This is a genomic window from Salipaludibacillus neizhouensis, assembly GCF_002886185.1.
Classification (GTDB): domain Bacteria; phylum Bacillota; class Bacilli; order Bacillales; family Salisediminibacteriaceae; genus Salipaludibacillus; species Salipaludibacillus neizhouensis.
The window spans coordinates 7,927-21,559 of record NZ_KZ614146.1 but is presented as its reverse complement, the minus strand read 5'-3'; the positions used below and the strand labels follow the sequence as shown (position 1 = coordinate 21,559).

Genomic DNA, 13,633 nt, shown 5'->3' with positions numbered 1-13,633 from the left:
GAGGGAAGTTAATGATAGAGCAATTAAAGGATATGGATGCCGATTTAAAAGTGTTCATTTGTAAAAAGCTATTCGAGGAACGCATTGGTATTAAAAATGAAATTATAAATGAAGCTATAATGGCAGGATTTGATGAACAGGATTTCCTAAATGGACTCGATATTTTTCTGTATAATGAGCTGGTATCGATACCTAAGGTTCCTAATGCTGTACTTAATAAGGATATTTTAATTAATGACTCGAAATTTCACGAGTTAAAATCTAAAGGTTATCTATAATTGAGCAAAGGCCTCTCACGATGAGGTACTTTTCACAATCCTCAACTAAAGGGACGCGTTTGTTGAACAAGAAGTAAAAGGGCGATACATATTATACATGACTAATATGCATCACCCTTTATTTTTTATGCCCTTTTACAATTTAGGTCTTGATAACATATAATAAGTACGTTTTGACGGCACGATTCCAAGAAGTACTGTAGGTGCTTCAGTCTTAGTTCTTAAGGAAACTTAATATGTTTACGAACTCTAACTCCTTCTAAAGAATAACATTAATTTCAAAACGATTTTATCTTAACTCGTCATGTAGTGGTACAATGACTTCATTTAATGTCTTTCTCCACTGACGCTTCATTTCTGGTCCGTATTTCAACGGTATTGCATCTGGGTGAACGGCTTTATACTTATCAAATTGCTTGCTGTTAATAATTCCTCCGATATTCGGAATAGGCTCTGTTCCTATCACATATTGAATTGCAGATGAATATAGCTCCCTTTCCTCCACAAACCAAGTATTCGCAAATTCTTCAATCGCTTTATTATAGGATTCATTGAAGAAGCGTCGTTTCACTGCAAGAATATCTTGGTCTGGATCTATTTCTTCGGTATCAATAGCGTTTAACATCGTACGGTATACGTCTTTAACAATGTCTGATTTATTAAGCTTTTGAAGTGCTTTTTCGATCTCGTCACGGATATTCTGATTATTGGCTAAGTACGTTTCTAATAGGCGGTCAATATAGGTTGAGTCAATATCATAGATCTTAATTTCATTTTCTCCATAGAATTCAATGTCTGAGAACCCTGGTTCCGTTCCACCTTGGACCCCTTCACCGACTAGCGAACCCTTCACCGTGTTGTATACGCCAATATATTCTTCTAACGTCTTCACCTGTTCTTGAAGTACTTTTGATTTCTCCATATCATTGTTGTAGTCATCATACGTAACTAAAGCTTCATAAGCATTATTTAGCTCTTGAAAAGCCTTCACAAATTCAATTCGAGTTTCAAGCGGAGAGTGCTCGTTCATATCGGTTGGGATTGGCACCACTGTTTGCAATGTTTTGTGAGCCTTTTTGAAGCGTTTCTTCGATTTATCATAAGTTGGATAAACAATCTTAGATTCCTCTTGTTCTTCAGAATATAACTTCGTCGCATCCTTTACATTATGTTCCATTGTCGAAGGTTTTCGGAATGTCACAATCAATCCCTTTGTCTTTCCTGGATAAGTACGATTGGTTCGAGAAAAGGCTTGGATTAAATTGGCGTAACTCAAATTTCGATCCACAAATAACGTTTGAATCATTGGCGCATCAAATCCAGTCAATAAGCGTTCTACGACAATGACAAGATCTATTTGTTTCCCAGGTTCTTTAAATTCTGCTTTTTTACGAGCTAAACGATTGTTGATATCGCCATTATATCGTTCAATATCTTCTATCGACCAAGCAGTGTCATAATAATTGTTATAATCCTTGATAATTTCTTTCATTTCATCGTGAATATGTTTGGAATTTTCTTCGTTTTCTTGTACTGAATAAGTGATGGCAACCCGTGGGAAATCTGGATCTTCAATCGTGCGCCCCTTTCGAATCGGATGTCCAGCAAATTCTTTCGTCAACCATTCTGGGTCTTTCGTCATTTCCTTGATTGCCTGATAGTAGCGTTTCGCCATATCAATTGAACTTGTTGTTAAAATGGCAGACTTTTGTGGGCGCCCATTTTGGAAATCAAATTTAGTATAGGCATTATCCGGTCGAAAAACCTTATGAATGACTTTTTGGATATGTTCATCACTTTCGTATGAAGATGGGTCAAGATAGGCTTCCTTTTCCATACCATCCATTTGATCGATCATGTTGTTAATTTCATCGGCACTAACATTGACGTATTTTTCATTTTGACTTAGTTGAGTAAAAATATAATTATTTAATGAGGTTGGTTCAATCGTATCTTCATGCTCTACTTGAAACCCTAAAACAGCCCCATCTTCTAACGCATTCTTAATGGTATAGGTGTGCAAATCTTTTCCATATTGATCAGGAGTGGTGCGAGCTAATCGCCCTTTAGCTTGTTTCTTATTTACATCAAATATCGGCGTACCTGTGAACCCAAACCACGTCGAAGTTGGAAAGAAACCCTTAATCTCTTCCATCCCTTCTGAACTTAATGCTCGATGGCATTCATCCACGATAAAAACAATATGTTGTCCCATTAGTTTCTTAAAGCGCTGAGTGCCTTTTTGTTCTTCTACCCTTTGGGCATAGCGCAAAGCAGATTCTAATTTTTGACGCGTAGTAATAATCACTGTATTAGAATTAGAATCAGATAGTAGCGTATCACTTAACTCCCTTGCACTTCCGGTTCCAACAATCAAACTATTCGACTTGGCATTACCAGAAGAAATTCCCGTATTAAACTCTGAAGCAAATTTAGTGAATTCATTGGTAGTTTGATTATCCAAGTCTTTCCGGTCAATGAGCATAATCGTACGATCTACACCTGGTTTGCGAGCTAATAACTTCGTAGAAACAAAACTTGTCAACGTTTTTCCTGAACCAGTCGCGTGCCAAACATATCCTGATTCATGTTTCATGGCAGATGTAAACAAGGCTTCAATCGCATGTATTTGATAAGGGTGTAACACCATTAGGACTTTATTGTCTTGCTCTTCACTCACAATCGTATAATTGGCAAGCAAGCGATGTGCATCTGGAATATTTAAGACTTGTTTCACAAATTCATAAAGATTTTCTACTTTTCGATTGTCTTTTGTTCGCCAGCTAAAAACAAATTTCTTATGCATGTCTTTTGGCATTGCATTGGCAAAATAGCGAGTCGTTTGTTCATTGGAAATGACAAATAACTGAAGGGTAGAAAAGATATTATTTCTAAACGTCCCCTCTTCTGCGTATTTTCTAATTTGATTATAGGCTTGGAATACTCCGTCTTTGGCACTAACCTGTTTCAATTCAATTTGAACAATTGGCAACCCATTGATTAAGAGTGTCACGTCAAAACGCCGATCACGATCATCAACGTTTGCCTTTTGTTTCGCAATCTGATGAACAACTTCGTATGTAGAAATTCCGCCACCAATGTCTTGATTGGAGTACAACACCAACGACATTGAACCCTGTGAAACATCTTCACGTTCAATCGTAATACGTGAGATTCCATTCTCCCCTTTAAGCCATCTAGCAGCTTCAAAGGGTGTCTTCGTTTTCGATAATAATTCTGTTTTAATCGTGTCAAATTCTTTATCAGATATGGGATGTTCCTCAATTTCTGATAAGTTATTTTGTGTGATTATTTTACGTAAGTTCTTCCATAGATCTTCTTCTGATTTTAAATCTGGACGATAATTCCACTGGTTATACCCTTCCCCTAATACTTCAATCAGGCGACGCTCCACCTCAACTTCATCATTATGCGGTATCTTTGTCATGTTTCTCCCTCCCTTCTATTTACTTAAGCAAACATCTTTTGTAGGAATGCTTTTTTCGTTTCTTTCAAGGAATCCAATTCGCGTTGGTGAAGATCAATCGTGTCGTCTAAATGTTTAAAAAAGTTGCCGATTTTAAATTGTTCTGCAATTGATGGTAACAAAACTTTTTTTTCTTCCATTCCGTTTTTCGTAACGTGAACCATCGTGGAACCATTTTTATCACTTAGAATTTTTGCTTTATCATATTCTAATAACTGAATAGTGAATTGTTTATCAAGATTATCCGATAAGTCCACTTTCCAAATATGGTAATGATAAATGACCTTATCTCCATACCATATATGTGGACCAAATGTGGCAGACCAAGTGTATAGTAAGTCTCCCTTTTCTGCATAATACTTTTCACCAAGTTCTAAATCTGAATAGTACCAAGAATTATTTGTATAAAAGTTTCCAACTCGTAACACTTTATATTTCCCGGAATTTAATAACTCATGTTGTTTGTATGCTCTACCGTTTATAAACTTAGCAACTTCTCCCAACTTGCGCTGTTCCCAATCTCCAGTAAAACCTGGGAAACGAACTTCCGAAACCGATTCACCCTCTTTAGGAAACATTTTTTGCAAGAATCCTTGCTTTGTTTGTTTGAGGGTGGTTAGTTCTTGCTGATGACTAGAGATAGTGTCATCAAGTTGTTTGAAAAAATCACCTATTTTTTGTTGTTCCTCATTAGAAGCCAAATATATTGTATATTCCCATAAATCATTTATAGCTATATTAGCTTGATTTGCATTTCCTCTTTCTATGGTTGCTATATAGTTCGTATAGTTTTCTCTTAATAAATTCACATAAATAAAGTAACTATTATATCCATTTATCTGATGAACTTTAACCAAATTTTGGTTTAACAAACCTTCATCTTCTTTACTAACAATTATTGGTCTCCCAACAGCGGAGTCCTTCATTTCAGCTTTTGATCCTACTGTTGTAATAATAATGTCTCCTATGTTCAATTTATATTTTTTAAACTCTTTTTCATATTTTTCATCTAAATAAAATTTTCCATTACTCATTTTTATCTCGTTAGAAGATAAATCAGAAACTCTAACTATTCTGATACCTTCACTTCTATAATCTTCTGATTTAAACGCATATCCCTTTATATAGTTTACACAATCCCCCAGCTTACTCTGTTCCCAATCTCCAGTAAATCCTGAAAACCGAATTTCAGGTGTATATTTATTTTCCACGATTAAACACCTCTAATGCACCCTTAATCCATTCTGCGTTTTCTTCATCAAATTCTAATGAAGAAATCATATCATATAAGCTAGATTCAAGTTCTGCTTTTTCTTTTCGAATGCCTTTAATTGTTGAACCAATTGAAGCCATATCAACAGATGCTACTTCCTCAAAGGTATCTACGTATCGAGGGATGTTCAAATTAAAATCATTCCCTTTGATTTCATCAAAAGTAGCGACGTGGGAATATTTCTCCACACCTTCTCGCTTTTTATACGTTTCGACAATCTTATCAATGTTTTCTTCGGAAAATTTATTTTGGTTCTTTCCTTTTATAAACTCATTACTTGCATCAATAAATAACACATCACGAGTCGTACGATCTTTCTTCAAGATGATGACGGTTGTTGGAATGGATGTCCCAAAGAATAAGTTTGCTGGCATTCCAATTACAGCATCAATACTGCCATCTTCTAATAACTTCTTACGAATCACGCCTTCAGCAGCTCCTCGAAACAAGACCCCGTGTGGTAAAACGATGGCCATTGTTCCCGAATCTTTCAAATGATAAATCCCATGTAAAAGAAAAGCAAAGTCCGCTTTTGATTTTGGTGCTAATTTTCCGTAACGATTGAAACGAGAATCATCTAAGAACGTCGCATCAGAAGACCATTTTGCAGAGTAAGGTGGATTCATAAGTACAGAATCAAAGGTATAAGGTTCATCTGTCGGCCAATCTTGGTTCAATGTATCCCCATTGCGTAAGCGAATATCTTCTTTTTCAACACCATGCAAGATCAAGTTCATCTTCGCTAGATTATAGGTTGTTGTATTTAGTTCTTGTCCATGGTACTTCACACTATCTGGGAAGTTGATATAGTTTCGAATATTCAACATCAAGGAACCGGATCCCATGGTTGGGTCATACACGCTAAATAATTTTTTGTCTTCTTGACCCATTGCAGCAATACGAGCCATCATGACAGATACTTGATGAGGTGTGTAAAATTCTCCAGCTTTCTTGCCAGCTTCTGAGGCAAATTGACCAATTAGGAACTCATAGGCATCCCCAATGACATCCCCATCATGTCCTATCACATCGATGTCATGTAGTTTCTTCAAGACATCTGTAATTGTAATGTTACGTTGCTGATCATCTGATCCCAATTTTCTAGATTTCAAATCCAAATCATCAAACAATCCATTGAATTGATCATATTTCGTAGACAAATCGATAAAGGCTTTATTCAAGTCATTCAGCTGAAACGTGTTTTGTTTAGCTTGATTAGCTAATACATTGAATAAATACTCTGGTTCAATATCATAGCCTAATGTATCTACTAAGGTTTCAATCAAGTCATCTTTTATCTCTTCATCAGTTAATAAACTCCTATACAATTGAGCTTGTTTTTCTTGTGTGTTGTACTCTTCGGCCGATTCATCTGCTATTTCAACTACTTTTTCTAATACCTTATCCGATAAGTACTTGTAAAAAACCAATCCTAATAAATAGTTTTTGTATTCTGATGCATCCATTTTGCTTCGCAAGCTGTCTGCAGCACCAAATAATTTTGTGTTTAAATTTGTCATGTTGCTTCCCTTACCTTTCTACTACTGATCTAATTGCTTCAATATTTCTAAATAAAGTTTCTCTTCAAGTTGAGCTTCTTTCTTTGCCAAAGCTTGGCGCTTTCTCAAAGACAAATATGCTTTTCCAATCGTCCGTTGTTTCTCAATACTTGGTAAATTAATTTCTAACTTCTTTAAGATTGCTGGTGTTAATTTAGGTACTATACTTCCTTGCATGGAAATAGCCATTTGCTTTTTGATTGAGTATGATTCATTCAATGTATAACATAAATAGTTTCTATCCAAATGATCATGTTCAATAGTGAGTTTGGCAAAGTTTTGGTTTATGATCTTCCCTTGGTTTAAGTCACTTACTATACCAGCTTTAGAACTTACAAAGCTAAAAATAACATCTCCGGATCTGCTCAAATAGCCGTCTCTATGATTTGAATTTCCACTATAAGAACTAGCTTTTGAGTCTAGAAATGAGCCATCTAAATCGTTCATTAAATCCTCGTAAGAATAAACAACTAAAGTTAAATCATTTTTTCCCTTTCCTCTCGAGAGGTTTCTTCCAATTTTAACTGTGATAATATCTTCAAGTTTCATATCCCACCCTCTATGGAAAGTATTTTTTAAAAATTACTATGTCATAGTGTTAATTTAATCCTATCACTCTGAAAATACTCAGTCAACAATTTTAGTGTAATTCGTAAGAATTACACTAAAATTGTTGGAAGCAATGTCCACTTTCGAACAAGATAATCCTGCAAGTCCAGGTCATTATTACTTAGCAGTAACAATAAGCGCAAATTATCGGCCAAAGCAAATCAATAAACGTAAAAGATCCCAATAGAGTGTACTCTATTGGGATCTTCTTTGTTGACGTAATAACTACAAGATTTATCTCAAAATGTTTTCCATTTGAAGTTTGTAGGAAATTTTTATTATTATATGGTAATCATCCCATATTGCTATTTTATCAGCTGCTGTTATTGCTCCTAAGCGTAATTCATCAATTATTTCCGCACGTAATCGATTTAGCCCAATATCTCGATATCGGAATATCCGTGAGGGTATTGAATCGAGGGATAGGATATGAGTAAGGAATGAATCCGGAATCAAGTTTCTGTAACTTAATTGTATTACATCTACTATTCGATTGTCCTCTATTTTGGAGACAATAATTTCGTTTTTTAAGAATGACATGCTATATGAAAATGGAGAAAAAACTAGGACGAAATCAGGATTATAGTAGGACACAATATGTTCTTCAATAAAGTAACCAAAGTGAGCATTAAAATTTTGAATAGCCTTTTGATCAATTTCTAATTGAAGCATTATGCACCTCCTTTTTATATATCTCCCTCTAACGAATTCGTTACTTTTTTGGTATCTAAGAGTTGATTTTCTTCTAGATCTTTATCTAATGCTCTACTAAATAATTTATTGACTTCACTTTTATCAATGTTTTCACGAGTCATTAACATAACTAACTTTTCATAAAAAAGGTTCCGATTTGCATATATATGTTCGATATTCTGTCTATACAACTCGTGGAGATAAAGGAGGGATTCAATATCCAAAAAAATAGGCCTAGTGTTATAATCATCACCTAACTTTTCGTTAAAATACGTTTTCATCCCTTCTTTCTGAACATTCCTGAAACGATTCGAGATAAAAATATGTGCAGTTAATTCATTTTTGTCACTATAGTTTAAGATATAGTCACTATCATTCAATTTTTCAACATAATCAATTGCTTTCCTTTGTTCCTCTTTTTTTAAATCATATCCATCATCTTTTTTCGTGTATTTGCAATCATAGGAAAATACCCTTCTAAGATCTTCATGTCTCTTATTCTTAGTAGAAATTGCAAAAATTCCTTCAGGATAAGCCTTACCACTTTTTTCTTTTCCCCATTTCTCCCCGTTCGGGATCAGATCTTTTAAGATAGCAAATACATCATCTTCAAAAACTTTATCTGTATAAGAAGTATCATTATTACTCGGATTTCCTAGTGTTCTTTTTAATGATTCAAAAGCATTGTCAGCTGCTTTTGCAATACTTGACTTTAACTGTAATTTAACTGTCTCAATTGTGTCAGCATATAAGCCTTCAAGCCTTTGCATATCAGATAAGTATATTTCACCAAAATTAATTGGAAAGACACCTTTGTCTCTTAAAGATTGGACCGTTTCGTCGACCATTCCAACCGTAATAATCAACGTAGGAATCATCATTGTGGAAAGACGCTTTATAAAAGATGGACGTATATGATCACTTGTAATAAATAACTGAATTGTTTCATTCGTCTCATCATTTCTATAAATAATAAATTTATATTTACTCTCGTCTATGTGAATAGTCGATGGCTTTTTTGAAGCTAAGTAGCCATGTGACTCTAATATTTCAGCAAATTTCTTTTTGGTAAACAGAATTATCCGATTTATATCAACTTCCACATTAGTTATTTTTCGTTGGAAACAATTTGTACTTCCACACCCACATAAAAACGAATTGTTATCATAGTTTATGTCCTCGAGTTCGTCCACATCCCCACATTCTTTACATGTAAGAATCAACTTAAGATGCTCATTAATGAGCCCATCTATAATTAACTTCTCATATAGAGATTTTTCGTCTGTTGACAAATTTCCAGGCGAAGATAATCCCATCAAATAATCGATCTTATCTGCCTTTCCTGCTGGAAACTCATAATTCGATATTTCTTGAAAGAGTGGAAGTCCAAATAAATTAAAAAACTCATTCTTAAAATCTTCTTTAATTTGAGTCTCCATACGACTATCATCGAATGTAAAAAGGAGATTTCCATTTGAAAGAATCACACTTCGTATTATTCGTTTTTTATTTTGTACCTGTCCAGTGAGGTGCTCAATATCTTTAATACTACGAAGGCTGACAATTCCCTTATTTTTAGCATCAATTATTGATGTCCATATAGATTCGTTATCCAGTTCTAAAGTTACTTTGGGACTTCTTTTTATTAAGCTGTCACGAAAGGCCATCTTTGTTACTAGTAAGTCACTCACTTTTGTTTCATTAACATTTTCACCTGTTAAAAATGCATTACGGATCGCGTTAACGTCATAACCCCGAAATACCTTTGATTCAATCTCGGATACCTTAATAATAAATGTATCTTCTAAATAGGAGATAATATTGGCTTCATCTCCTTTATTTGCTCCTTTTATTTCTACCAACTGTTGTTCTATATTTATTCGTAACAAAATCGAAGAAATTTCCTTGTTACGGATAGCTTGATCAAAGTCTGGGCGCGGCACATCATTAACCAATTTATAAAGATGTAAAATGAGTTCCGTTTTATCTACTGAATAAGATGAGTGTATTTTGTATCTATTATTTTTGTTCGACAATTTATAAAGGCGGTCCGGGAATGTGGTTTTATACTCTGTTTTTAACTTCACTAATTTGTGATAAGGTATACTGGCATTAAGAGTATAAATATTTCCTGATCCTTTTTCACTCCATAAAAAATAAGTGTATATTTCTATTAAAAATATTGGTGACTTTGCAAATAGTTGTTTCACACGAGCAAGTGAATTAAAGAATGATACATCATTATCACCTATCTTTACTGAGTATATCTCATCAACAGCCCTCTTCTTTCGGTTTAAAAAACCTTGCAATATTAATATTTCTTTTTTTATATTTTTATCTAGAATATTAAATCGTTTTAATAAAGTATCCTTTAAAGTGTCCGTTTTAAATTCTACTTCATAAAGTGTAGCAATCTCTTTCAATTGTTCAATATTTAACCTGTTTAAAATCGCTTCTACTTGCTTATCTAGCATTGCTTCAGGTTTTGTTATATCACTAATTGAATCGATCGCTATTCCCAGTTCCCTCCAATAATTTGTATCAATATCTGAATGGGATTGGTAACTTAATAATGTCACGATGATCACCTTCTTCAGTTATTATTACACTTTTCTGTATTAGTAAATAAAATTCTTACTATTATGTATGCGTTCCCACTTTGCCATCTCTTAATCTTATCTTAATTATTAAAGAAACCACCCTTCTTGCTAGTGTTTAAATATCCCTTATTTTAAATCTCATTTAAAGTCCTTTACACTCTATTTCGCCAAAATATGTTAAAATCCTTTTATTTCCGGAAAATTCCCCTTATTTGTTTATAAAGGTATACTTTAAAAACCACTTATAATCGATACCGTTTTACGTTTTAAAAGGTATATAAAATACTTTATAAACGTTTATAAAATAACCACCACCTTTTCAGTTGAAAAGTGTATAATTAAGAAGAAGGCACAAGAGGTGAACGTTATGTCTAACATGAAAGTTTTCGGATACATAAGAGTTTCAAGTAAAGATCAAAATGAATCTCGCCAGGTAATAAAGATGATTGAAAAATGAATCGATGAACGAGACATTTTTATGGAAAAGGCAAGTGGGGCTAATTTTGATCGAATTCAGTATCAGGCTTTACGTGAGCGAATTCGTGAGGGGGACCTCATTTATATTGACGCCTTAGACCGACTCGGTAGATCCTATGATGAAGTCATTGCAGAGTGGAAATACATTACACGTATGACGACGAAGCCATATCTTGCCGTTGCCGTCACTTCGCCCAGGTGGCTGTTCCCAGTCCTACTGCCTTCCAAGAGCCGTTAAATCGAGGTAGTTGAAGGTGCCAATTAGTAGGTCAGTTCCACGGGCCTTTATACGCAAAACAGACGCACTTCTTATCCGGTCATACGCCCGTTTCTTAAACATCTGTTAACTAATATTTTGGATGAACTACATTGTTGGAATTGGCTTCGTTTACGCTATGAGAAAAACCACTCAAAGCGTGCTTTTAAAAATGGAGTTCATCACACTCATAAGGGCTGTAACAGAGGCCACTGAAAATCTTGCGAATTTTGATTTTTAGAGGGATCATCAATTGAAAAAAGCCGATCATCTTGCAATAATTGGGAGATGATCGGCTTTTTCTTGGTTTTAAAAACCATAGATGTTAAGCCATTTTGATTGATTGAAGTTAAACTGAGTTGCATATGATTTTATAGTATCAGTTTTGGTCCAATATAGGTGGATTAAATGGAGAGTAGCTTCCAAACTCCCATCTGAGAGGGAACCCTCCGATAACACTTCTTATTTGTCTAACATTAAAATAAATTGACTTCTCGGTTCCTTCCCATTGTACAGTCGCTTCTCCATTGACTTGCAGGAGATCCCCTGCCTCAAAATCAAGAAACAACAACCCCATTTGTGGATTTTCTACTAAATTTCCTAGAGTATTGAACATAGCGTTTCCTGTATAGTCTTTAATTACTAGGGTGCACGGATCAACAATATGAACAAATCCCGGTAAGCCTCCGCGATGAGAAACATCTGCACCACTTTCTAGGTGGTGAGTCGCAATAAAAAACGTATCTGCAAGACGAATCTTTTCAATCTGACCTTTATCCAGTTGTGTAGATTTTTTAGTTTCTATACTTTTCATTGTTTCGAAACCTGAAAATTTACGTGAGTGTATGAACTTCGGGCAGTTCGAATATACCTCTCGTGTTTTCACATTAAATCCAGTGTCGTGAACCTGCGTAATTAGTCCATTTAATCGCATGCGTTTTCTAGTTGCAAATTCGATTGCTAGAATTCCTAAATTATTGCCTGCCTTCATTCCGACAAATAAGGGATCAGACTTAAAGGGAAGAGATAACACTGATATTGTTTGCTGGTCCACTGCCTTCACAAACCCCGGTTCCCCATACACCAGAGAAGCCCATACAAAGCCTTTTTCATCCTTTAAACCAATAATTAACATGACCTGTCTTTCAATGAACCTCGCAGCGACATCCGGAATGTCATTGCGAATAATCTTGCTTATACGTGAAGCTTCTTCTCTTAAACAAGATTTTTCTTGAACTTCAATTTCTCCTTGATGATATCCTATCATTAGAAAAAACCACAAGCAGGGCCTTCTGAATTATTATCAACATGGGATTGAATGCCTGAAGGAGTGTAAATTTCTAATCGAATACCATCAGGATCTAAAAAAAATATTCCTCCGGATTCAGATCCCTCTTCATGTGAAGTAATCCCATGATAAATCATCTTTGCACCCATACTAACTACCTTTTTCTCCATGCTCTTAACAACCTCAATGGAATCTGCTTCAAAAGCCAAATGATGAAGCCCTGAATGATTTTTTGAGAATTCAGTTTGGCTTTGTTCCCATAATGTTATTGTTATATTTCCGTTATGTCCTAAGAAGGCAAATATCTTTCCATTCTCATTTGATTCACGAATCGTTTCAAGTCCAAAAACATCTGTATAAAACAAAAGTGATTTTTTAAGGTTTTTTACATTAAGTCCTACATGACCTGTTTTCATTTAACTGACCTCCATCTAAATATATTTTATTTTATAACGAAGATTCATTTCATCTATTGGATAATCATTTCCATAGCATGGCATCCAATTTCCTGTCTCAGCAACTATAAAAATCATCCTTCGATTTCTATAGTTAAAATCATTTTCTTATTTATGCCTCAAAAATTCTTTGTTAGCTTCTCTTCCTGAAAATACTCAGTTCGATTTCTCCATTTTTGAATCAATTGTGTAGAATTGGACTAAAGTTTTGGGACTACGCATATTTTCCTCTGCCTCTGCCTCTACCTTTTTAGATTAATTTCTTACGTGTAGGGCGGTTTGATAACTTTTTACATAACATTCACCTCTTCGCCTAAACTAACCGTTTAAATAAATTGTTATGGTTAGTATAATAGAGACTTTAATTTAACTTGTCAATAGGTTATTATGGGGTTAGTTTATGAATAAAAAAATTTGGAGGAATTATGATGTTAACGAATAAATTTTTTCCATTAGTCTCCGGACATTTATCCTTGGACCTCGTGAATACGGAAATTGTGAAACGTGGTATTCGTCATGACTTACTTGTTTCCGAGAAAGATTTGGCTAATTGGATCAAAATAAAGAAAGAATCAGGTATCTTGTTCTCTAATCAGTTTGATGAGAAAAGTTTATTATCCAATGGGTTATCTACTTTGAGGGATCTGCGAACGTTTTT

General features: G+C 34.6%; 9 protein-coding genes and 2 pseudogenes. 3 read left to right on the top strand and 8 right to left on the bottom strand.

Translation table 11 applies throughout. From position 1 onward, the window contains the following. The first annotated feature begins 11 nt into the window (after window positions 1-11). Window positions 12-278: a hypothetical protein gene (locus tag CEF18_RS00110; RefSeq protein ID WP_110934586.1), complete on the top strand. Its 267-nt coding sequence runs from the start codon at window positions 12-14 to the stop codon at window positions 276-278. 289 nt (window positions 279-567) lie between these two features. Here CEF18_RS00110 and CEF18_RS00105 read toward each other — a convergent pair whose 3' ends face one another. The 6 genes from CEF18_RS00105 to CEF18_RS00080 form a co-directional block, all read right to left on the bottom strand. Next, window positions 568-3,726, bottom strand: coding sequence for a type I restriction endonuclease subunit R (locus CEF18_RS00105; protein WP_110934585.1), 3,159 nt, complete (start codon window positions 3,724-3,726; stop codon window positions 568-570). 23 nt (window positions 3,727-3,749) lie between these two features. After that, entirely contained in the window at window positions 3,750-4,976 is a 1,227-nt protein-coding gene (locus CEF18_RS00100) for a restriction endonuclease subunit S (protein WP_183041224.1), read from the bottom strand. After that, window positions 4,966-6,558, bottom strand: a complete 1,593-nt coding sequence (locus tag CEF18_RS00095; protein ID WP_110934583.1) for a type I restriction-modification system subunit M — start codon at window positions 6,556-6,558, stop codon at window positions 4,966-4,968. Before CEF18_RS00095 ends, CEF18_RS00100 begins: the two co-directional genes overlap by 11 nt. A 21-nt stretch (window positions 6,559-6,579) precedes the next feature. Beyond that, window positions 6,580-7,146 carry a restriction endonuclease subunit S gene (locus tag CEF18_RS00090; protein ID WP_110934582.1) on the bottom strand — a complete coding sequence of 189 codons (567 nt, stop codon included), beginning with the start codon at window positions 7,144-7,146 and terminating at the stop codon, window positions 6,580-6,582. 294 nt (window positions 7,147-7,440) lie between these two features. Continuing rightward, entirely contained in the window at window positions 7,441-7,878 is a 438-nt protein-coding gene (locus CEF18_RS00085) for a hypothetical protein (protein ID WP_110934581.1), read from the bottom strand. 14 nt (window positions 7,879-7,892) lie between these two features. After that, window positions 7,893-10,478, bottom strand: coding sequence for a hypothetical protein (locus tag CEF18_RS00080; protein WP_110934580.1), 2,586 nt, complete (start codon window positions 10,476-10,478; stop codon window positions 7,893-7,895). A gap of 397 nt (window positions 10,479-10,875) precedes the next feature. Between CEF18_RS00080 and CEF18_RS00075 the strand changes: the two are divergent. Continuing rightward, window positions 10,876-11,130: pseudogene (locus CEF18_RS00075) on the top strand (recombinase family protein); the annotation flags it as partial. Between the two features lie 481 nt (window positions 11,131-11,611). Here the strand turns inward: CEF18_RS00075 and CEF18_RS00065 are convergent. Together CEF18_RS00065 and CEF18_RS00060 are read right to left on the bottom strand one after the other, a co-directional pair. Then, window positions 11,612-12,499, bottom strand: a complete 888-nt coding sequence (locus CEF18_RS00065) for a pyridoxamine 5'-phosphate oxidase family protein (protein WP_147422028.1) — start codon at window positions 12,497-12,499, stop codon at window positions 11,612-11,614. Next, window positions 12,499-12,936 (bottom strand): VOC family protein, encoded by a 438-nt coding sequence (locus CEF18_RS00060; RefSeq protein WP_110934577.1) that lies wholly within the window; start codon window positions 12,934-12,936, stop codon window positions 12,499-12,501. The genes CEF18_RS00065 and CEF18_RS00060 overlap by 1 nt, the downstream gene beginning before the upstream one ends. A gap of 467 nt (window positions 12,937-13,403) precedes the next feature. On the opposite strand from CEF18_RS00060, the pseudogene CEF18_RS00055 reads away from it, so the two are divergent. After that, window positions 13,404-13,633, top strand: a pseudogene (locus CEF18_RS00055) (CGNR zinc finger domain-containing protein); the annotation flags it as partial.